This is a genomic window from Candidatus Paceibacterota bacterium (assembly GCA_035438625.1).
Taxonomy (GTDB): Bacteria; Patescibacteriota; Minisyncoccia; order Phycocordibacterales; family DAORIS01; genus DAORIS01.
The window spans coordinates 1-20,632 of record DAORIS010000003.1; the positions used below are offsets into that span (position 1 = coordinate 1).

The window sequence follows — 20,632 nt, forward strand, 5'->3', positions numbered from 1 at the left end:
TGCGACTGAGAGGAGGTATCCTGGGGTGGTTGAGCCGATGCCGACGTTGCCTGAAGAAGTTAATACTAATCTATTATCGAAACTAAAATACGGATTAGAGCCACTATTCATTATTTTGAATAGAGCAGATGAAGTAGCACCATTTCCCCCTGAGTTTGACTGAAGAATTGATAGAGCATTCGCATTACTTGCACTCGAATATGTTAGAGAAACTGAAGGTCCAGATGCGTTTGGAGCAGTAATATTTAGTGCCCCAGAACCTCCACCAATATACATATTGTTTCCCGTACCATCATTACTCAAAAATTGGATATAGTTGTTATTCGTACCAGTACTACGAACAAATAAATCTCCAACTACTGACAATTTAGAAGTTGGAGACGTTGTTCCAATTCCCACATTTCCATTATCTAAAACAGTCAGCAACCGAACGTCAGCTGAGTCAGTCAACTGAAAATTTACACCAGTTGTTGTTCCAGAACCTTTAACAGTAAGTTTTGCAGCAGGACTCGAAGAACCAACACCAACATTTCCTTGTACCAACAAACCATTCGTTGGCGCTGTTGAAGCATTGTATACAACACCAATCGTTGCTCCACCAGCAACAGAGAACAGAGAAGATGACGTTGTCGATGTGCCAACAGCAACATTTCCAAGGTCATCAATTATGAATCTCGTTGAACCTCGCGCATCAAAACGAAAACCCACAAATTGATTAAATGAAATAGCTCCAAGTTCAGATGCGCCAGTCTGGAATGAAATTTTACTTGTATCATTAGTTGAATCAGTGTTGATTGTAAATGTTGGATTTGAACTTGCACTCATTGTCAAAAGTGATCCGGGTGTTGAGGTACCAACTCCAACATTTCCCCCAGAAAGAATTGTCACCTTTGCTGATCCGTTTGTCTCAAACTGTAGTGACTGTGCATCATTCGTTCCAAGCACAGCTGTAGCACCAAAAGAGTTACCATTCTGAACAAAGAAACTATTTGCAAGTCCTAGTGATGATGTTGAGACAGTGAGTGCACCGGAGACTATTGAAAGTCCGGTTCCAGTGAAATCAGTAATCGTATCTGTTCCAAGTTGAACTGATGATCCAAGATATGTTGCACCAGAAACTGTAAAACTTGTTGACGATGCGTTTGCAAGAATTGTTCTGCCTGTAACTGTGAGATTTGTTGTTGATGCGTTAGATAGAAATGTCTGACCACTAACCGTGAGGTTTGTTGATGAAGCACTTGCAATGGTTGTCTGTCCTGTTACGTTAAGTGATGAAGAAAGCGCCATTGCCCCAGCTACATCTACTGTTCCGTCAAAGATTGATGCACCTGTAAATCGTGAAGCACCAGCGACTGAGAGGAGATATCCTGGTGTACTTGAGCCAATTCCTACGTTTCCATTGTTTGCAATCACAAACGCAGATGATGAACCGGCCATGAAGAATTCAGCGATTTTTCCTGAACCATTCTGCTGAACATTCACGAATGTTGAAGATGAACTTGCAACGTTCTGTGCATCACTTCGTAGAAACTGTGTTGAGTCTAAGCTGTCGAGTGTGTTTGTGTTTTCAGACACAAATGCTGCTGGCACCGCTCCAAGTTTTTTTCTTGGAGTCATTTCTGCATCTGATTCAATCTTCACACCAAGGTAGAGAGTCTGATTGAAATCAACACCAGCAAGTGTTGCAACTTCGCCTAGCATTACACTAAAGAGTCCATCAGTGACAGTAACTTCATCTCCACCAGTTCGGGTCTCTGTCCAAATAGCAACTCCACCTGATGCAACAGTGTAAAGTTTAAATTCCATTGCATACGTTCCATTGGAAACTGCAGAGCCAGTTGAACCAACAAGTTTACCTTGGTAATTAATTTGTGGATTGTATGCAGCGTGAACGTATGCGGGAAGTGCAGCAAATGACGACGTAAAAAGAGTTACGAAAATTAGCATTGCACCAGCCCATGTCTTTAGCGCCCTTCTAAAAAAGGTATCAATCATTGCAGGCTAATTCCTATGTCTTCCACTTCTCGACCTGCATTCAAAATATCTCCACTTTCCTCAACCGGTGTTGTTGTTCCGACAATAAAGATATTTCCAAGAAAGAGAACAACAACAAGAGCAACGAGAACCGCAAGTCCAATGAGGAGAAGTTTTCCAAAGGTAATTGAGGGTGCGTATGACTTATTTCCATATGCCCGAATTGCAGCAGCAGTCGTGACCCAAGATCGCCCAACTTTTCGTCCAGGAATTTTTCCTTCACGAAGGAGTGCGCCAATATAATCTGGGTGATACCCAGTCGCTGTTGCAGCTTCTTTTAAAGTAATTTCTTGAGGTGCTTCGGGCATTAATAAAATATGGCTTCAAATCGTACCTCGTCATCATCTCGAGATCTCGAGATTTATGACCTCGGCACCGATATAGCCTTATTTTACCTTGTTTTTCTGAAAAGCGTAGCGAGAAGTGCAAGAGTTATCAACAGGAGCAAAATGATCACAAAAAGAAGCAAATTCAGAGTCCAAACTCCTCTATTTTCTTTTGGAAAATCGTTCAAACAGATTGACCGAGCGAGGTCATACCGGGCATCGAAAATCATGGAGGAAAAATCAACGCCATTAAAGGCCTCGTTTAGGGCCGGAATGACCGTGGTATCCCCTGGGTTCTTGTATATCCGGGCAAAAGCACCCCGTGAATACTTTCCATCCTTTCCCCTGACAAAGATACCGTAATACTCTTTTCCATCGCCTGAGCGGTCAGTTACTGTCTCTCCACGACCCTCATAGACCACCCTTCCGTCGTATGCATCCTTAGGAAACGAGCCATCTTTCTTGACGATTCGGATGTATGAAAATGTATCAGCTGGTGGGTTACCCCATTCAAGGGTGATTGCGCCACCCTCTTCAAGTATTCCGACATATGAAATTTCGGGCTGTATATCCACTATCACTTTCGTTGTGTTTGTCCGTAACTGCAAGACAGGTGATGCTTCTCCTCCCCCATCAATACTTCGGACAACCAGTTGCATGTAGTACGTTGTGTCAGGAAGCAGGTCGCGAATAATCAGTCCATGTGAATATCCAAATGCACTTTCAGAGATTGCTCCTGCTTCAAAGTCCGGAGTCTTCCCCCACAACAAAACACCAATCGATGGTGGTGTTGTTTCCCACACAAGTGAAATGGACGATGTTCCAGGCGTTGCCTGAATACGATCAATGATTCGTTCGTAGTATGGGATTCCAGACGACGATGTCCTTCTGCGATTCTCTGGTGGTGTTGAAGTGCTTGATGTTGGTGTTGTTATCGTGCAATCGAGTGGACACGCAGCAACTGTCTCACCATTTAATGGTTCACAAATTCCGTTGTTGTTACATCCATTAACATGTAACTCGACGACTGTCGGGTCAACACTCGTTGCGCCAGCGTTTGCACATATGAGAAAAAACAGTGCGAGGAAAAAAGTAATATGTTTCATCTACTTCATTATAAGGTCACAGCGGTAACTGTCACACTGGCAGAATAATTTCCTGAGTCTTGTATCTTGTCATTTCCAATCTCAACACGAAATTTTACCGTCGTGGTGCTCCCTCCAATGGAGTGGTTTGATGTGTTTCTTTCAGCAATCATTTTGTTCGTCGTTGAAAGTCCGTCCCAACATGCGTCGGCAGTATTGAGTGACCCAATGTTACATACCGCTCCGTTATCTTTAAACCGTGAATACACATCTACTCCTTCAGGTGAATATCCAAATGCCGATGTTGTTGGAGTGATCGTAAATGTGAAATCTGGAGTGGTTGTGGCAGCTGGTACATAATCAGCAACACTTCCTCCAGCAGTATTTGTCATCGCGGGTGTTGTGGTTGATTTGATACTCATTGCATATCCTGCAGGATTATCTGTCGTCACTTTCCATGTTGTTTCACCTTGAGAAGCCCCTCCGCTGATACCACTGATATTTGAAAGCCCAACACTGTTTACCACTTCAATAGAGATTGAACTTTCATTCATTTGTTGATACCCAGCTTTCACTTCGAAGTTTGTACTGGTTGAGTTCCCTGTTGCAACCTCACCAACTGTGTCTTCAATCATGTACGAAGAGCTCGTTGATCTATTTCCACCAACGTTAATACTGTCAAACTGAATAGAATAGTTCGTACTATCCATTACCTGCGCATGTGCAACTGAGAGAAGTACACATGAGGCGCAGCAAGAAAGTGCGGTGAGCCTAAGCATTCTCATGAGGCTTATAACTTACGTTTGAACTCAAACCTAGTAGCGACAAAGTATATAGCGATGGAAATAAGGAGGAGAATGAGAAGTGCAGGGATAATAATCTTGTATGGAAGTACCCAGAACGCAACAGTACGCATTTCAGTTTCTGAGCCGTACCCTTTATAGAATTCAAGTTCAGCCGTGTACCGTCCAATCATAAATGGAGCATCTCCCCACAGAACCTCTCGGTATCGTAACGAATCGGGAAGTGAGAAATATGCGTCAACTGGAAGGACGTCCATGTTTGTGCCGACGAAATTTCGTACGGTTATTTTTCCATGTGGAACGAGGTGTACGTTACCAGTATTTCTATATAAAATTTCAAATCCTTCTGGAGCACCTTGGTATGCAAGTTTTTTAGGGCCAAGCATTTTAAACTCCTCAACATTACCTTCTTCCTCAACGTCACCGTTTACTCTAAGCAAGAAAAGTACACCGATTCGAGAAATAATTTGCGTGCTGCCTGTTACCTCAACAGTACTTGGTACAGATCCCCCTTCTGGTCTGTTACCAACAATGACAGCGCCGTAATATCCTCGAGGCTCAGCATCTTCAGGAATTGAGATGGTAATTGGAACAGTTATCTTCTCACCGAGAGAGAGTGTAAATGTTGTAATCTCAGGTATTAATAGGTCTTTAAGAGAGTATGGGCCACGCTCTTCACCTAGTAGCACAACCGGATTTTGTGGGTTATCTGACCCAACAAAGTCTTCAGCTGAGATACTGAACGTTGTATCCTCTGCAATACGGCTGGTAATAGAGATAGTCCTTGTAACGGTTTCTCCTGGATTAATGAAGATCTCAGCCTTTCCAGGCTCAACAATAAAGTCATTTTCGGCTGGAAGCTGTAGTTGTGTTCGTACCACTTCAGCTGATGCTGTAGATGAAAAAACAGAGGAAATAAAGAAAAACACCCCCACGAATAAGGAGGCGTAGCTCATCAGCGTATGGTGTGGTGTTTTGGAAGCCTTTTCCGTCATGTATTAAATTAAAGCGTTGCGGCAGTAGCAACAATCGTTGCGATGTATGTTCCCGATGGGATATAGAACGTATCTTGTTCTACCGCATAACATATGGTTGTGTCCACTCCTGCAGTAGTTGTGGTTGCTGCACGAGTCGCAACACTAAAGTCAGATGTTGTAAATCCTTTGTAATTAAGCGTTGCGGATGGGACGTGAGCAGCTCCGCACGTTGACCCTGTTCCCCATGTTCCTGTTGGAACATCTGTCCCGAATGCTGAATATCCGAATGCTGAAGCAGCGGTAACAGTCCATGTGTTCGGTGAACCAGTCTGGTAGTTAGGAATTGAGTTTGATCCAGAATTCATTGCTGGGGTGCTTGTAGATTTTACGTACAACGCATACCCGAGCGCGTTGTTTGTCTTTACATTCCACGTAGTTGTAGCAATCGCCGTATCAGCAGCAACACCCAAGTTACGACTCATTGATGTGTCAGCAGGGCTCGTGATAATAATTCCAGCATCTACTGTAAGTGTTACGACAACAGTGTCAGTTGTTGTTGCGGCGATAACTTGATTTGCCTCAAGTGAAGAGTACGCTGTTGTGGCAACCATTGTAAGCGTTCCAAATATACCGAGAATATTTACAAAAATGATTCCGATAGCACCGCATGAACATAGAATATTTCGAGCGACTTTCTTCATATATTTAAAAGTATACAGTACGTAGCGAGAACTTCACGTGCATATATAGTATATGTAGACTGAAAATGTGGATAAGTATTGATTATATGGGGTAATTTGGTACATATAGATACAACTTTATTCTGATGGCAATAGCAAACACAAAAAAGAGCGCTAAAAAATTTATTTCAACAGTGTACGACCACTATCGTATTCATGCGCGTTCCTTCCCGTGGAGAGAAACAAATGACCCGTATAAAATTTTAGTTTCTGAAATAATGCTCCAACAAACACAAGCTGATCGTGTTGTTGAAAAATATAATTCCTTCATTACACAATTCCCCACCATTGAAATGCTCGCTCGTGCTCCACTCTCACAAGTACTTAAAGAGTGGAAAGGTCTTGGGTACAATCGTCGTGCAAAATATTTACACTCAACTGCGCAAATCGTTATTGAAAAACATAACGGTGCGTTTCCAAAAGACTTACAATCATTAATTGAACTTCCTGGAATCGGAGAAGCTACCGCGGGTGACATTCTTGCATTTGCATTTAATATCCCCGAGATTGTTATCGAAACAAATATCAGAACAGTATTCATTCATCATTTTTTTCCAGAAACACATGGAGTGTCTGACAAAGAATTAATTCCACTCATCGAAAAGACACTCGACAAGCAAGATCCCCGGTCTTGGTACTACGCACTCATGGACTACGGATCTATGCTTAAAAAAACTATTGGGAATGTATCGAAAAGAAGTTCTACATATACAAAACAAAGTGCCTTCAAAGGATCAACAAGGGAACTGCGTGCAAAATTGTTATTCGAACTTTCTTTAAAACCACGCACACTAAAATCACTTTCTTTATTAGTTTCATATCGATCTAGCGAAGAAATCTTGAATGCACTTATGGGACTTTTGAAAGACGGTATGATCGAGAAGAAAAGCGCTACATGGTATATTCATGGCGATGCTACAGACCCCAATAGAAAAACTGTTTAGACTTACCCCTCCTCAAAAAACGGCTCTATATCGCCTTGGAATTCGCACTGGACGTGACCTGTTGTACTACTTCCCTTCGTCATATTCTGATCCAAGCACGGTCCACACACTTACCGAACTAACTGAGGAACAACCTCAAACCGTAACAGTGTTTGGAGAAATTCTTTCTCTTGATACTAAAAAAAGTTTCCGTGGACACATCCCCATGGCGTTTGGTCGCATGAAAGATAGTACAGGAAAAATTGCAAAGCTCGTGTTCTTCAATCAGCCATACATCGCAAAAATGCTTCCAGCTGGAACATTAGTTTCTGTAACCGGTGAACCAACATTTGGAAAAGATGGATCGATTTCATTTTCAAATCCAGAATGTGAAAAAGTTGAGATACTACCGGAAGGTGCGACCGGTAAGGGATTGTTTAATCAAACTGAAATTGACGCACTCCAAGGATCAATTTATGCAACATACAGTGAGACCCGCGGTATTACATCTAAGTGGTTCAGACACGCACTGAAGCGTGTACTAACAAAAGAAGTACTGACAAGTATTGTTGATCCGATTCCCGAACAGATTCTAAAGGAATTTGCACTACCAAAACTTTCAACTGCACTTGTATGGGTTCATGCACCACGAACAGAGCCGGACGCACGTGCCGCACGAAAGCGTTTTGCATTTGAAGAGATTTTTTATATTCAACTCGGAAAACAAGCTGAACGAAAAAAATTACAAGCTGAACAAAGCTGGCACATCATTCCAGATGTTGAATCAATTACGTCATTTGAAAAGACGCTCGGCTTCCCACTTACCGCAGGTCAGAAAAAAGTAGTACACGAAATCTTTGAAGACTTCAGAAGACCGCACCCGATGTCTCGTCTTCTTGAAGGAGATGTTGGTTCTGGAAAGACCGCAATTGCTGCAATTGCGGCATTTGCTGCAATCACCACTTCCCCTCGTGAACTTCCATCCGCACGATTACAAGTGGCATACATGTGTCCAACTGAAATTCTTGCCAAGCAACATTTTGAATCGTTCATTGGATATTTTGGTGCAAAAAAATTAGGAGAACAGATACAAGTTGGCTTAATTACATCATCAGGATGTCAAAAATATCCATCAAAACTTAATCCGTCTCGAGCGACTGATCTTTCACGGGCACAGTTTTTAAAATTAGTTAAGCAAGGAGAAATCCATATTCTTATCGGAACACACTCACTCATCCAAGAGTCTGTAGAATTTAAACATCTAGGCCTTGTCATTATTGACGAGCAACACCGCTTTGGAACATTCCAACGACAAAAGCTAGCTCGTAAACACAATCACGTACCACACCTTCTCTCAATGACCGCAACGCCCATCCCCCGCACACTTGCGCTAACACTCTATGGAGACCTCGATTTGTCAGTCCTTGATGAAATGCCACCAGGAAGAAAGCGGGTTATTACAGAGGTAATTGCTGAATCAAAACGAGAAGTAATGTATGAAAAGCTTCGTGAAGAAATTCGAGCCGGAAGACAAGCATACGTCATATGCCCAAGAATTAACGAGCCTGACCCATCAAAGGAACAAGCGATGTACGTAAAGTCTGTAAAAGAAGAGGCGATACGACTAAAGAAGGATGTATTCCCTTATCTTGAAATCGGTATCATCCACGGAAAAATGTCGCCTAATGATAAAGACGAAGCAATGAAAGATTTTGCTGATAAAAAATACGACATACTTATCGCTACATCGGTTGTTGAAGTTGGCGTGAATGTTCCAAACGCAACAGTAATTATTATCGAAGGAGGTGAACGATTCGGGCTCTCACAACTCCATCAATTACGTGGACGTGTAATTCGAAGTACACACCAAGCATACTGTTATATATGCGCAGACATAAAATCAAAAACCACAGTCGACAGACTAAAGGCAATTTCAACTGCAAAAAATGGTTTCGAGCTAGCAGAATACGATCTAGCCTTTAGAGGTTCTGGGGGACTCTATGGATTTAAACAATGGGGTGTCTCAGATCTTGCCATGGAAGCACTGAAAAACATCAAGCTTGTTGAAGCCGCACGTTCTGAAGCAAGAAAGATCATCGAGGGTGCAGATGGACTGGACACATACCCCCTCCTTAAAGAAAGAGTCGAGGGAGAACGCATATCAGTACATTTTGAATAGCTTTTTTTAAATACGATAGCGTTATTGAAAGATATCGAAATCCATTTTTCTGAAAGGTTACAATGGAGTCCTCTACAGTTGAATTCATACTTTTGAGTGTACCTACACTTTTGCTGTCGTCGGGACATATCATACTTATTGTCGTCTTCACTACATGCGTTTGCATGGAGATTTTTATTCGCATTAGTCCACCCAAACAAATAAGGCAATATTCATCAGACAAGAGCTAAGCGCGCACATGTAGTGCGCGCTTTTATTACATCTAAATCGACACATACGAAGTATCCTTTTTATGTATGGGTTGTAAGCTATACACAGTTGCTCAAAACACTCTTTCGAAAGGAACATCGTGATGTACGTTATTACTGTTGTGATGTTGCTTTGCCACATCACATTCCTAACGCTAGTATCAATTTGCGGGTTAGTTGGCACATACCTCATCCTAGCCAACGCCAAGGACGTACTCCTATACTTCAATGTCCACCACCTCGTTACCCGTCACAGGTGACAAATCACCCAACAAAAAACACGCAGGAGACCTGCGTGTTTTATTGCACTTAGGCCATTAGTCAATTAGAATCAAAGCGCGCGAGTATAGCTCAGTTGGTAGAGCAGCCGTCTTATACACGGCCGGTCCCAGGTTCAAATCCTGGTACTCGCACAAACTAGTTAGGGTCAATCTCTCCTGCGATACGAGTCTCTCCTCCTCTTGGTGTAATACCATTTGCTACAAGGATTGCATCGTATTCTTCACGCTCAATTGTTTCCTTTTCAACAAGACGCTTTGCGATAATATCGAGGAGTGCTCGTTTCTCAGTCAAAATCTGTTTTGCTTTATCGTGCGCCTCTTTCATAATGCGAGATACTTCTGCATCGATTTCGGCACTCATGCGTTCTGAGTATTCATCACCACGAACATTTCCTCCAAATAGTGCTTTTCCACCATCATTTTCTAGTGCAATTGGACCAAGCGCATCAGACATTCCGTAACGTGTAACCATGTTACGAGCGAGCGCTGTTGCAACCTGCAAATCATTTGAAGGACCAGTTGTGAGGTCTCCGAAGACCATTTGCTCTGTTACATATCCTCCAAGACTCATTGCAATATCATCAAGAAATTCATTCTTCGATTGCATGCGCTTGTCTTCAATTGGAAGTTTGAGTGTGTACCCCGCTGCACGTCCACGAGAGATGATAGAAATTTTGTGAACTGGATCAGCGTGTGGAAGCACGGATGCAACGAGTGCGTGTCCTGCTTCATGATACGCAGTAACTTCTTTTTCTTTTGGTGAAAGCAAGTGACTTCGTCGCTCAGGACCAAGAATAACTTTTTCAATAGAGCGGATAAGGTCGTACTGACCGATCGTTGTTCTATTTTCACGAGCAGCAAGAATTGCACCTTCGTTCATAAGTGAGTAGAGGTCTGCTCCAGAAAATCCTGGCGTACGACTTGCAATCAGTGGGATATTTACATCTTCTGCAAATGGTTTGTTGCGTGCGTGAATCTTTAGAATTTCTTCACGGTCACTTCTGTCAGGTAGATCAATCGTTACACGACGATCAAAACGTCCTGGACGAAGGAGTGCTGGATCAAGTACATCTGGTCGGTTTGTTGCAGCCATGATGATCACTTTTTCTGTTGGCTCGAATCCATCCATCTCAACAAGGATTTGGTTGAGTGTCTGCTCTCGTTCATCGTTTCCTCCTCCCACTCCACTTCCACGAACGCGTCCTACTGCATCAATTTCATCGATGAAGATGATTGCAGGTGATGCCTGCTTTGCCATGTTAAATAGATCACGTACACGTGAAGCACCAACTCCAACAAACATTTCTACGAACTCAGATCCTGAGATTGAGAAGAATGCCACATGTGCCTCACCAGCAACCGCGCGAGCAAGGAGTGTCTTTCCAGTTCCTGGTGCACCCATAAGTAGGATTCCCTTTGGAATACGCGCACCTATATCAAAAAACTTTTTTGGATTACGTAGAAAATCTACAATTTCCTGAAGTTCTGATTTAGCCTCCTTTGCTCCAGCAACATCTTTAAATGTCACACGTTGTTTTGTATCACTTGCAGGAATGAGTCGTGCTTTTGATTGTCCGAAACTAAATGCTTGCATACCAGCTCCCTTCATTTGTCGTGATAGGTACCAGATGAAAAACACCAAGAATGCAATTGGCAATACAAATGGTAGAAGATTAAGTAGCCAGAACCCAAGACCTGATTCTTGCTTAACCGAAATCTTAACTTTCTCTAATGCTTCTGGGGATACTCCATAGTTTGAAAGTGTGTCGGTTAATGCTGTCCCAGATTCTTTCAGTGCAGCGCGTTCAGTACTTGTACCGTTGTACTTAATTGTTAGATCATTTCCACTGACAAGAATTTCACTGACTTGTCCTCCCTTAACCCCTTGAGCTAACTCTGAGAGTGATAGATTTTCCTGTGCACTGTTATATTGACTAACTGACGCATACACAATCATTAGACCAATGAAAATAATGACCGACCACGTTAGATTAGATGAGAAACTACGTCCTCCACCTCCCTTTAATTGCTTTAAAGGGTCAGGAACAGGTTTGTTCTTAGGAAGTTTTTGGGGGCTTTTTTGCATCTGTATATATTAACTGAGTCTACCTCGCTTGTATACGGACTTGCTGTTTTACTACTAGCGACGTACGCTTCACGATATACTTTATTTCGATGGCAACATTACTAGAAAACCGTAAAGCACACTTCGATTACGAGATCCTCGAGCCCTTTGAAGCTGGAGTGGAACTTTTAGGCACCGAAGTTAAATCCGTCCGTGCGGGAAAAGGTGACTTGGCTGGTAGCTATGTATCCATATTAAACGGTGAGGCATGGCTACAAGGAGCAAACATCCTTCCCTTTCAAGAAAAGAATGCACCGAAAGGGTTTGACCCAAGGCACCGACGCAGGTTGCTACTGAATAAAAAAGAACTCTGGAAACTCGCAGGTGCAGCTGACACCAAGGGTTTGACCATCATTGTACTCTCGTTGTATAATAATAAGAACAAGATCAAGGCAAATATTGCCATCGCTCGGGGTAAGAAGCAGTTCGATAAGCGCCGAACAACAATGAAGCGCGAGACTGAACGCGATATGCGCCGAGTGATGTCACTTCGAAGAAAGTAGCTTGATCTTGTGTTCATTTACATGGGGATGACTAGGCATCGACAAGAATGCTTCGACTGCATGTGCGCGTAGAGCTGGATGACTCTTTAATCCGTCCAAGACCAACTGCAAACGCACGATCTTTCGCAAAGAATTCCCTTTCTCCATACTTTGGAACTAAGGACTTTGCTTTCGCTCTCGCCTAATACTTAGACGGGACCGTCCGTTCTGGTTTCCTGCGTCTGGAACAGGGCGCACTTAGCAGGATAAGGAACGTGGCTGCTTGCCACTTCACTAAAACCTAGCTTGAGTACATATGGTTTTGTCTGTTTAGATACATATGTACTGACAAAGTTAAACAGTCTACACGCGTAGACTCTTGCAGATCAGCTTCTTGCACGGGGGTTCGATTCCCCCCATCTCCACACACAATTGACAACGTAATACAAAAATATATAGTTATTTTTGGTAGGGTTTGGAGTCAGAAAAGACCGGCAGTGCCGGTCTTTTCTTTTGAAAGAAATTTCATGCCAACTTTTCTATACTCACCAATGGTATGAACTGGTAACTCATATCAAGGGCACGCTAGTGACCTAGACTCCAAACCCTACCAATTTGGAGTAGCGGGTTTGATTCCCGTCGTGTCCACAACATATTTGACCAACTACTTTTAGATGCATACACTAATCTTTGGTAAGGTTGCGAACCAAAGAACACCGACAGAAATGTCGGTGTTCTTTGTTGGAGTTTTAAAAATATACTCAAAGTTGTAATTCAATATAGATTTATTTATTATCGATAAATGCCATGCTAAGGTAACATCATTACACATACGCACCATACGTTATGAAAAAGGGCTCAACATTTTTTTTGAAAGCTACATTACTCATCATTTCACTCGGAGTACTCGCAATCTGCATCTTTGTCCTCCCTGCTGGGTTACGCGGAATAGATGAATACAAACCTGTAATGATCATCATGTATCTTTCTATAACACCTTTTTTCATTGCTTTATACCAATCACTAAACCTATTAAATTACATTGGTAGAAATTCTGCGTTCTCAGATCTAGCCGTTACCGCACTACGGAAAATAAAGTACTGTGCAATTGCAATTAGTGTATTGTTCGTAGTTGGCATGCCGCTGATTTTCCGAGCAGCTGATGTCGATGATGCGCCAGGTGTTGTGGTAATCGCACTCATTATCATTTTCGCTTCATGGGTCATTGCAACATTTGCTGGGGTCCTACAAAAACTATTGCAAAACGTCATTGCAATAAAATCAGAGAATGAACTAACTGTCTAAAGAACTACCATGGCTATCATAATTAACATCGATGTAATGCTCGCAAAGAGAAAAATGAGCGTCACTGAACTCACTGAAAAAGTTGGAATCACAATGGCCAACCTTTCAATCTTGAAAAATGGAAAAGCAAAGGCGATAAGGTTCTCTACCCTAGAGGCAATTTGCAAAGCGCTTGAATGTCAGCCTGGAGACATCCTTGAATATAAGAGTGGTAAGTAAAATACCTAATTTGGATCTAGCATGATCTGCTAGGTTTTTTAGTCTATACTTACATACAGACACTTCACAGAAAGGATTGTCCATGTCTCACCATGATCACACGGAGGAGCACGAACACTCCTTCTCACTGTGGCTCTTTGTCATCATCGTTGTTTCTTCACTTGCTCTAGTCTTTGCCGTCCTCAGACTTGTCGCGCCACACATTTGGCATTCCGAACGAGCTAGCAGTGCAACCGTTCTTCTGAATACGTTCCTAATTGCACACTTGTGTAACGCGTACGTTGAGTACTTCTTTCACAGATATGTTCTTCATGCGCCCCTTATTCCCTTCCTGAAAACACTGTACAAGAAACACACGAGGCACCACGCGCTTACACACGTTGTGTACCGTCCGAGTAAAACCCAACCAGAAGAAGGAATTGTTGAGAATGTTTTCCCAATCCTCGAAGAAAAACAACACGAGTCGTCTTTCTTTCCATGGTATTCATTCTTGGCTTTTGCTGCGATATCAACACTGGTGTATATCCCAATACACCTAGTGTTCCCCGACATTCCAATCTTCACAATGGGATACCTTTCCGTTGCGTGGTCACTTGCCCTCTATGAAATTCTTCACGCAATCCAACACTGGTCACTCGAAAAGTGGTCCCCACTTCTTGAGAGCAAACGTTTTGGATGGCTATGGAAAATCCTGTACGGGTTCCACCTTAGACACCATGCAGACATCAAATCCAACGAGTCCATTTCTGGATTCTTTGGAATTCCAATCCCCGATTTTACGTTTAGAACATGGGTTAACCCGAAGACCATGTATAAACACAAGGAACCCGGAACACGTTCGCAGTTTATCCCCCCACGACCTGTTTTTCTCATTCGCTGGCTCGATGTGTTAGCTGAGAAGTCGAAGAAGCCTTCAAGGAAACCAGCGCAGGTATGAAACAACAACGATGACCGCCGTGTAACTTTGTAGATAAATCTACAAAGTTACACGGCTTTTTTATTAAAATATTACACAATTCTAAATTGACAAATGGGTACTAATTTGTTATAATATATTATCGTTAGTACTTTGGAATTTTTCTTTTCTAGAAAGGTGAGACCATGTTTTTCCGACTCATTCCGGCAGTTCTGATTCTTACCCTCCTCTTCTCCCCCAATGCTTCAGCGGCCGTCCGAATAACCCCAGTAGGCTGGGATGTACAGGTGTACACACCAGATAATGATCCAGCGTATGCAATTTTCCACGGGACATTCACCGTGGAAAACGAAACTCAGGATGATCTGCTCATTAAAATGAGCACATTGTTTACAAACGGAATGAATCCCGGGGGGTTAAGTTTCTCGATCAATCATGTGTACGGAAACAGTGTGGAGGGTGTTTACACTCCAGTCTTCACCTCAACCAATGAGGACGCGGGCTGGACAAAGATCCTTGAAGGAACCACTGAACAATTCTTTGTATGGGTGCATTTTCAACCAACATACAATGGGATACTTCGTATGCAACTGAACGGACTTACGTACATGAGTATACAGAGCAACACACTGACAGCTACACTGCTTTACCCACCCGAAGACTGGTGGAGTCCGAGTGTATATGTTCCGGGAACAAACATTCCCGAGCCAGGAACCTTGGCAACACTTTTTATCCTCGGTTCACTTGGAACCCGGACCCGTCGCGCGAAATGACAAGAAAAATATCACACAAAGCCGAAAGAACCCTCATGTTTCTTCGGCTTTTTTCTTATATACGAAACTACCCATAACTATTGACATGTTAGGAGTATTATGCTACTATACTACTACAGGGGTTTTCGCCGACTACCTGTATACAGAAAGGTTCTTTATGTTTGCAAAAGTTAGCGCATTCTGTGAGACTCGTCTCGGCAAATTCTGTTGCTTTGGGGGCATCGGCCTCTTTGTACCAGTCGCGATAATCATTCTTGGTGGCGCTGGTTGTAGCACAAAGCTCACAACAAGCGTCAGCACTGATTGGTTCCGCGAGCGAGACAAGGATCACCGCACCGGCATTGAAGAATCCACGAAAGTGGGCAGTGCAGGTGTCGAAAGCGCAACGAAGGTTGGGTTCCGGACGATCAGTGACAAGGACTAACCACAAGGAGAACAGATGGATCGGTTTATCCAACATCTGAACGACGAGTGGTTTAACGGATCAGTGATTCCGGGAGGTATCCAAGTTTCACTCGGATGGGGCACCGTGGTCATACTCTTCGTACTATTCATCGTACTTGTACGCTGGATAATACGACTTATGATCACGAAGTCACACTACAAGCAGTTGCTTGACGAGTATGACAGACGAACAGGTTCGGCGGATGCCGAATAAATATAAAATGGGTTACACCCAGGGGCCGGAGGAATTCCGGCCCTTTTCTATTCCCTAAAATTATCTTTCCTCTTCTTTAATACGTGACACTTGTCCGTCTCGGACCTCAATTAAAAATATTGGTTCATAGAGCGCCTCATCAACTCGCCTTCGCAAATCTTCAATAGATGCGTCAGAAATACCAACAAGTGAAATTGGTGTGCCAGTTGGTACAGGAATCATTCGTTCTTCTTCTTCAATACTTGATGTTTCTAGGTTTACCGAAGAAATGTTTCTTGTGGTAATTACAACATCTTCAGAATTTCCACCAACCTTAACTATGTGTACTGTAAAGGAACCATCCTCAAACACTGCTGGCGCAACCTTACGAGTTTCAGAAGGTACTTCCTTCTTATCTATAAATACGAAAGAAGAGCCTGTTACAAGTACAACACCAACGAGTGCTGCAATAAGTAGTATTTTTGTCGAACTCTGCATGTATATAGTATATCTCCACCCTGTGGAAATTAGAGCCACGGTATTCGACAGACTGTGAAAAAAATGATAATGTAATCTTGCTTGAGTATTAAACCCCGAATTAACCACCAAATCCGCTCAGCGGAACTTCGCGTCGTCACTGATGACGGCGAAAATCTAGGTGTCATATCTCTCTCCGAAGCGCTGCAAGAAGCAAAGAAGCGCGGTGTTGACCTAATTGAAATCTCACCTACTGCCCTTCCCCCTGTTGCCAAGATCATGGATTTTGGAAAGTACCAGTACGTAGAAAACAAGAAACAAAAGATTGCCAAGGCAAAAGCCAGCACTACTGAAACAAAGAACATCCAGATCAAGATCGCAACTGGAGAACATGACCTTGAGCTTAAAGCGAAGAAGATTTCAGAATGGCTTGGTGAAGGACACCGAGTGAAAATTGACCTGTTTCTTGCTGGACGAGCAAAGTACATGCAACTCGACTTCCTTAAGGAACGCCTCGACCGCATCATGAAACTCATCTCTGTGGAATATAAGATTTCAGACTCTATTAAGAAGGGTCCAAAGGGTCTAACTACAACTATCGAACGAGCGAAGAAATAGCCCCATATATAGGTGCTAGACAAAAACCCCTCTCTGGGTTAATATATGCCCCTAGCCAGCGACGGCTTTTTATTTATGAAAACCAACAAGTCATTCAGCAAACGGCTCAAAGTAACCCGAAATGGGAAGATCATCGGACGCAAAGCCGGTCAGAACCACTTTAATGCCAAGGAAAGCCGCCGCGCGCAGCAAAACAAGCGCCGCAGCGTTTCTATGGTGTTCAACAACTCAGACAAGAGCCGCTACTTCGCTAACAGTTTTTAATAACCTCAGTTAATTAGACATATATGGCACGCGTAAAGAAAGGAATGAATGCGCTTAAAACACGCAGAAATATCCTCAAGCAAGCAAAGGGCTTCCGTTTCGGACGCTCAAAAAAGGAAAAGCAGGCACATGAAGCACTCGCACATGCTGGTGCATATGCCTTTGCCCACCGCCGAGACAAAAAGGGAGACATGCGTAGCCTCGCTATCGTCCGTGTTAACGCTGCTCTTGGAGAAGTTTCATACAGCAAGTTCATGGGAATGATGAAGAAGAAAGGAGTAGAGATCAACCGAAAGGTTCTCGCTGAACTCGCTGTTGAACAACCAGCAACATTTAAGAAGATTGTTGAGTTTGTTTCTTAAACAAAGCCACTCTTAAAAAAATCCCGCCATGTGCGGGATTTTTTTGTTTAGAGATCTAGTTCGTATGTTTTCCCAAGTTCTGGGTACACAGCGTTAATTCCAAACGACCTGATACGTTGTGCCAAGTACATTGCTGATTTTGGTTCACCCAAAACAGTGAATACCGTCTTTAGTGTTCCCCTCTCTCCTGCCTTAAGTGAGAAGTCCAAAAGTCCGTTAGAGTCTTTATGTGAAGAATAGCCAAATATCATTTCAATTCCTGAGCGGACTTCAACAGTCTGACCATTGATGACGACACTTCGTGCACCATCAACGATTTGTCTTCCGAGCGTTCCGACAGCTTGGTATCCAACAAAGAGAATCGTTGCCTCTTCGTCTGGAAGATACCGCATTTCATGTCCAACTATTCTTCCACCAACTGACATGCCAGAACCAGCGATAATAATCTTAGGATTAGGTACTGATGAGATTAACTTTGAATCCTCCATTCGTGCGGTAAATTTCAACTTAGAAAAATCAAACACATCGTCACCTGCAGTAATGATCTCCTGTACTGAGGGCTTAAAGTCTTCTGCATATTTCTTGTATACCGATGTAACTTTTGTTGCTAGTGGTGAGTCAATGAATACAGGTATTGGAGGTATCGCATTGTCTTCAACCATGCGATTGATTTCATATAGTAAATCTTGGGTTCGTTCCATTGAAAATGCCGGTACAATTAGCGTTCGTTTTTCTTGGATTATCTTCTTAATAATCTGTTCAAACTTAAACCTTCGCATCTCCTTTGATTCGTGGTTCCTGTCACCGTAGACAGACTCAATGACTACATATTGAGCGTCGTGTACAAAGTCGGTATCACGAAGAAAGAGTGACGGAGAATTACCCAAGTCTCCAGTGAATGCAATCTTTTTAATACTTCCATCAGTTTGCTTCACATGCACCTTCACAATCGCAGATCCTAAAATATGTCCCGCATCTTTAAATTCACACATCAAATCGTCGGCAATTGGAAATTCTTGGTAGTACGGGAATGTTTTCCAAAGTCGCGCTGCCTGTTCTACATCCATATGCGTATACAATGGCACCTCATTTGTCTCATTGGCTTCTCTTGCCATTATTTCAGCTGAGTCAGCAAGCATGAGTTCTGCCAAGTCTTTTGTTGCAGCGGTTGAATATATAACACCCCGAAACCCATCTTTCACGAGTTTTGGGATCCTTCCTACATGGTCAGCGTGTGCATGAGTTACCAAGAGCACATCAATATCACTTGGGTTATATGGAAACGGAGAGGCATTAAACTCATCAGCACCTGGAACTCCTTGCAGAAAACCACAATCAGACAAAATTTTCTTCCCTCGAACCTCCAAAAGAAAGTTAGCACCCGTTGCTGCCCCTACCCCACCGTGAAATGTTAATGTCGACTTCATGAGTACAATTACTTACGATTTCCTTTATATTCTTCAAGCACAAACAGATACGCAAGGAATGCGCCTATTGTGTCAGCGACCAAATCAAGTGATGTGTCTTGAATGTACCCCTCAATAGCATTTGCAATTCCCGCCTGCCACTCAAATATCTCCCATACAATCCCCACAAACATAATACTGAGAAATACTCCGGTAATATCCAAAACACGGCTGTACTGTTTCGTCTTCATAAACCGAAGACTTATAAAGAGTACGTATGCAAAACCAACCGCTACACCACCAAGCAGATGCAAAATGAAATCAAACCAAGGAAGTGTGTAATATAAATGAAGTCCCAACGCACCAAGGTGAAGAACTAATAAAATTCCAAGCGTTACGATAACGTGTAGAGCAACCTTAATCTCTTGTCGCATAAATATGAAAGCAGTATAGCAAACAACTTGCCTATATACAGAAAATCCGCGTCGTGCGCGGATAAATAGTCTAGTATGGCGGATTCTCTGTTAGGACCGCCCGTGGAAATGACCCTAGAACTGAATCTAGGTGGGTGCCCGCAACGCGATACCTTAGAAATTCTGCAGAACAGATTCTCACCGGTAGGGCGCGATGTAAGGCTCCCTGACATATTGATTAGGAGGATCATTTCCCGAACGATCCTATAGATGATTATAAGCTGGTGTGACATGTCGGGAACTAGCCAACAACCTGTAAATGTTATGTAGTTTTATTGCCCCTCTAACAATATCCACGTTTTACGTTTCTGTTTATTTTTTTCTAAAAATCTGACCAATTTAGTAACTACTCAAAATTCCCATCAACATTCACGTCGTAGAGAATCACTTCTTGTACAAGTCGATAATCAATAACCTCTCCTTCCTTAAACCAATGTGCAATTTCTGCTTCGGCTTCTGCTGGCGATCCCGATGCGTGTATTACATTTCTAATAGAGCGATCATCCATATCAGACATTGTGTATGAGTCATGAACATAATCTCCACGGATAGTACCAACGTCACTTGAAAGTGGCTCTGTTCCCCCTACAAGCTTTCGTGTAACACCGACAGCATGAGCACCTTGCAAGACAATTGCGACAACTGGACCACTAGTCATGTATGACTTGAGACGAACTAAAATAGTGTCTGCAACAACCAACGGATCTTCAGAAAATTGATGCTTTCCTTGTTTTATATATGCTTCAATAGATTTTTTTCCAACATTTTCTTTCCATGCAGGGTCGAGTGTGTAGTGCTTTTCAATATGTCTTGGGTCAGCCACAAGCATTTTCATGCCAATAACCTTTAAACCAACATTCTCAAACCTACGTAGTATTTCTCCAACCAAACTCCGTTGTACACCATCTGGCTTAATAATCGCAAGTGTACGCTCAAAACGTGGGTGTGTTTGGTTAGTAGTCATGCGCACAGTGTACCA

21 protein-coding genes, 1 tRNA gene and 1 other RNA gene are annotated in these 20,632 nt (G+C 42.8%); 12 read left to right on the forward strand and 11 right to left on the reverse strand.

The features are described 5' to 3' along the window. The 6 genes from PLF31_01390 to PLF31_01415 all read right to left on the reverse strand — a co-directional run. Positions 1–1,995 (reverse strand): hypothetical protein (locus tag PLF31_01390; protein HRH26106.1); only part of this gene is annotated, 1,995 nt, incomplete at its 3' end. Continuing rightward, positions 1,992–2,342: a helix-turn-helix domain-containing protein gene (locus tag PLF31_01395; GenBank protein HRH26107.1), complete on the reverse strand. Its 351-nt coding sequence runs from the start codon at positions 2,340–2,342 to the stop codon at positions 1,992–1,994. The genes PLF31_01390 and PLF31_01395, both read right to left, overlap by 4 nt. Before the next feature lie 83 nt (positions 2,343–2,425). Beyond that, the gene (locus tag PLF31_01400; GenBank protein HRH26108.1) at positions 2,426–3,466 is read right to left on the reverse strand and encodes a fibronectin type III domain-containing protein; all 1,041 of its coding nucleotides are present in this window, start codon (positions 3,464–3,466) and stop codon (positions 2,426–2,428) included. A gap of 8 nt (positions 3,467–3,474) precedes the next feature. Continuing rightward, complete coding sequence (locus PLF31_01405) at positions 3,475–4,230, reverse strand: hypothetical protein (GenBank protein HRH26109.1); 756 nt, start codon at positions 4,228–4,230, stop codon at positions 3,475–3,477. A 5-nt stretch (positions 4,231–4,235) separates the two neighbouring features. Further along, positions 4,236–5,204 (reverse strand): hypothetical protein, encoded by a 969-nt coding sequence (locus PLF31_01410; GenBank protein HRH26110.1) that lies wholly within the window; start codon positions 5,202–5,204, stop codon positions 4,236–4,238. A gap of 47 nt (positions 5,205–5,251) precedes the next feature. Beyond that, positions 5,252–5,926: a hypothetical protein gene (locus tag PLF31_01415; protein HRH26111.1), complete on the reverse strand. Its 675-nt coding sequence runs from the start codon at positions 5,924–5,926 to the stop codon at positions 5,252–5,254. A gap of 125 nt (positions 5,927–6,051) precedes the next feature. On the opposite strand from PLF31_01415, the gene PLF31_01420 reads away from it, so the two are divergent. The 3 genes from PLF31_01420 (at position 6,052) to PLF31_01430 (ending at position 9,728) form a co-directional block, all read left to right on the forward strand. Further along, positions 6,052–6,909 carry an A/G-specific adenine glycosylase gene (locus PLF31_01420; protein HRH26112.1) on the forward strand — a complete coding sequence of 286 codons (858 nt, stop codon included), beginning with the start codon at positions 6,052–6,054 and terminating at the stop codon, positions 6,907–6,909. Next, a complete protein-coding gene (locus tag PLF31_01425; protein ID HRH26113.1) occupies positions 6,872–9,067 on the forward strand; it encodes an ATP-dependent DNA helicase RecG in 2,196 nt (731 codons plus the stop codon). The genes PLF31_01420 and PLF31_01425 overlap by 38 nt, the downstream gene beginning before the upstream one ends. Positions 9,068–9,655: 588 nt before the next feature. Continuing rightward, positions 9,656–9,728, forward strand: a tRNA-Ile gene (locus tag PLF31_01430). 4 nt (positions 9,729–9,732) lie between these two features. On the opposite strand, the gene ftsH is transcribed toward PLF31_01430, so the two are convergent. Further along, positions 9,733–11,682 (reverse strand): ATP-dependent zinc metalloprotease FtsH, encoded by a 1,950-nt coding sequence (gene ftsH, locus PLF31_01435; protein ID HRH26114.1) that lies wholly within the window; start codon positions 11,680–11,682, stop codon positions 9,733–9,735. Between the two features lie 89 nt (positions 11,683–11,771). Between ftsH and smpB the strand changes: the two genes are divergently transcribed. From smpB to PLF31_01465, 6 genes are all read left to right on the forward strand, one after another. Further along, positions 11,772–12,224 (forward strand): SsrA-binding protein SmpB, encoded by a 453-nt coding sequence (smpB, locus tag PLF31_01440; GenBank protein ID HRH26115.1) that lies wholly within the window; start codon positions 11,772–11,774, stop codon positions 12,222–12,224. A 23-nt stretch (positions 12,225–12,247) separates the two neighbouring features. Then, positions 12,248–12,631: a transfer-messenger RNA gene (gene ssrA / locus PLF31_01445) on the forward strand. Between the two features lie 418 nt (positions 12,632–13,049). Beyond that, positions 13,050–13,508: a DUF2975 domain-containing protein gene (locus PLF31_01450; protein HRH26116.1), complete on the forward strand. Its 459-nt coding sequence runs from the start codon at positions 13,050–13,052 to the stop codon at positions 13,506–13,508. A 9-nt stretch (positions 13,509–13,517) separates the two neighbouring features. Further along, the gene (locus PLF31_01455) at positions 13,518–13,727 is read left to right on the forward strand and encodes a helix-turn-helix transcriptional regulator (GenBank protein HRH26117.1); all 210 of its coding nucleotides are present in this window, start codon (positions 13,518–13,520) and stop codon (positions 13,725–13,727) included. Positions 13,728–13,809: 82 nt separating this feature from the next. Beyond that, positions 13,810–14,664 carry a hypothetical protein gene (locus tag PLF31_01460; GenBank protein HRH26118.1) on the forward strand — a complete coding sequence of 285 codons (855 nt, stop codon included), beginning with the start codon at positions 13,810–13,812 and terminating at the stop codon, positions 14,662–14,664. A gap of 164 nt (positions 14,665–14,828) precedes the next feature. Next, entirely contained in the window at positions 14,829–15,416 is a 588-nt protein-coding gene (locus PLF31_01465; protein ID HRH26119.1) for a hypothetical protein, read from the forward strand. A gap of 718 nt (positions 15,417–16,134) precedes the next feature. Here the strand turns inward: PLF31_01465 and PLF31_01470 are convergent. Then, complete coding sequence (locus PLF31_01470) at positions 16,135–16,551, reverse strand: hypothetical protein (GenBank protein ID HRH26120.1); 417 nt, start codon at positions 16,549–16,551, stop codon at positions 16,135–16,137. Between the two features lie 81 nt (positions 16,552–16,632). Between PLF31_01470 and infC the strand changes: the two genes are divergently transcribed. The 3 genes from infC (at position 16,633) to rplT (ending at position 17,774) form a co-directional block, all read left to right on the forward strand. Beyond that, positions 16,633–17,148: a translation initiation factor IF-3 gene (gene infC, locus PLF31_01475; protein ID HRH26121.1), complete on the forward strand. Its 516-nt coding sequence runs from the start codon at positions 16,633–16,635 to the stop codon at positions 17,146–17,148. Positions 17,149–17,223: 75 nt separating this feature from the next. Continuing rightward, entirely contained in the window at positions 17,224–17,412 is a 189-nt protein-coding gene (locus PLF31_01480) for a 50S ribosomal protein L35 (GenBank protein HRH26122.1), read from the forward strand. Positions 17,413–17,435: 23 nt separating this feature from the next. Next, on the forward strand, positions 17,436–17,774 hold the full coding sequence (rplT, locus tag PLF31_01485; protein HRH26123.1) for a 50S ribosomal protein L20: 339 nt from the start codon (positions 17,436–17,438) through the stop codon (positions 17,772–17,774). Between the two features lie 47 nt (positions 17,775–17,821). Here rplT and PLF31_01490 read toward each other — a convergent pair whose 3' ends face one another. The 3 genes from PLF31_01490 to PLF31_01500 form a co-directional block, all read right to left on the reverse strand. Next, positions 17,822–19,201, reverse strand: a complete 1,380-nt coding sequence (locus PLF31_01490; protein HRH26124.1) for an MBL fold metallo-hydrolase — start codon at positions 19,199–19,201, stop codon at positions 17,822–17,824. An 8-nt stretch (positions 19,202–19,209) separates the two neighbouring features. Continuing rightward, the gene (locus tag PLF31_01495; protein ID HRH26125.1) at positions 19,210–19,614 is read right to left on the reverse strand and encodes a hypothetical protein; all 405 of its coding nucleotides are present in this window, start codon (positions 19,612–19,614) and stop codon (positions 19,210–19,212) included. Between the two features lie 385 nt (positions 19,615–19,999). Beyond that, complete coding sequence (locus PLF31_01500) at positions 20,000–20,617, reverse strand: nucleoside-diphosphate kinase (GenBank protein HRH26126.1); 618 nt, start codon at positions 20,615–20,617, stop codon at positions 20,000–20,002. Between the last annotated feature and the right edge of the window lie 15 nt (positions 20,618–20,632).

Coding starts and splice junctions, on each gene's coding strand:
- PLF31_01405 (HRH26109.1), bottom strand. CDS start 4,230: ATGAGAATGCTTAGGCTCACCGCACTTTCTTGCTGCGCCTCATGTGTA.
- PLF31_01495 (HRH26125.1), bottom strand. CDS start 19,614: ATGCGACAAGAGATTAAGGTTGCTCTACACGTTATCGTAACGCTTGGA.
- PLF31_01480 (HRH26122.1), top strand. CDS start 17,224: ATGAAAACCAACAAGTCATTCAGCAAACGGCTCAAAGTAACCCGAAAT.
- PLF31_01410 (HRH26110.1), bottom strand. CDS start 5,204: ATGAGCTACGCCTCCTTATTCGTGGGGGTGTTTTTCTTTATTTCCTCT.
- PLF31_01450 (HRH26116.1), top strand. CDS start 13,050: ATGAAAAAGGGCTCAACATTTTTTTTGAAAGCTACATTACTCATCATT.
- PLF31_01460 (HRH26118.1), top strand. CDS start 13,810: ATGTCTCACCATGATCACACGGAGGAGCACGAACACTCCTTCTCACTG.
- PLF31_01425 (HRH26113.1), top strand. CDS start 6,872: ATGGCGATGCTACAGACCCCAATAGAAAAACTGTTTAGACTTACCCCT.
- smpB (HRH26115.1), top strand. CDS start 11,772: ATGGCAACATTACTAGAAAACCGTAAAGCACACTTCGATTACGAGATC.
- PLF31_01490 (HRH26124.1), bottom strand. CDS start 19,201: ATGAAGTCGACATTAACATTTCACGGTGGGGTAGGGGCAGCAACGGGT.
- PLF31_01500 (HRH26126.1), bottom strand. CDS start 20,617: ATGACTACTAACCAAACACACCCACGTTTTGAGCGTACACTTGCGATT.
- ftsH (HRH26114.1), bottom strand. CDS start 11,682: ATGCAAAAAAGCCCCCAAAAACTTCCTAAGAACAAACCTGTTCCTGAC.
- PLF31_01455 (HRH26117.1), top strand. CDS start 13,518: ATGGCTATCATAATTAACATCGATGTAATGCTCGCAAAGAGAAAAATG.
- PLF31_01465 (HRH26119.1), top strand. CDS start 14,829: ATGTTTTTCCGACTCATTCCGGCAGTTCTGATTCTTACCCTCCTCTTC.
- PLF31_01400 (HRH26108.1), bottom strand. CDS start 3,466: ATGAAACATATTACTTTTTTCCTCGCACTGTTTTTTCTCATATGTGCA.
- rplT (HRH26123.1), top strand. CDS start 17,436: ATGGCACGCGTAAAGAAAGGAATGAATGCGCTTAAAACACGCAGAAAT.
- PLF31_01415 (HRH26111.1), bottom strand. CDS start 5,926: ATGAAGAAAGTCGCTCGAAATATTCTATGTTCATGCGGTGCTATCGGA.
- PLF31_01395 (HRH26107.1), bottom strand. CDS start 2,342: ATGCCCGAAGCACCTCAAGAAATTACTTTAAAAGAAGCTGCAACAGCG.
- PLF31_01470 (HRH26120.1), bottom strand. CDS start 16,551: ATGCAGAGTTCGACAAAAATACTACTTATTGCAGCACTCGTTGGTGTT.
- PLF31_01420 (HRH26112.1), top strand. CDS start 6,052: ATGGCAATAGCAAACACAAAAAAGAGCGCTAAAAAATTTATTTCAACA.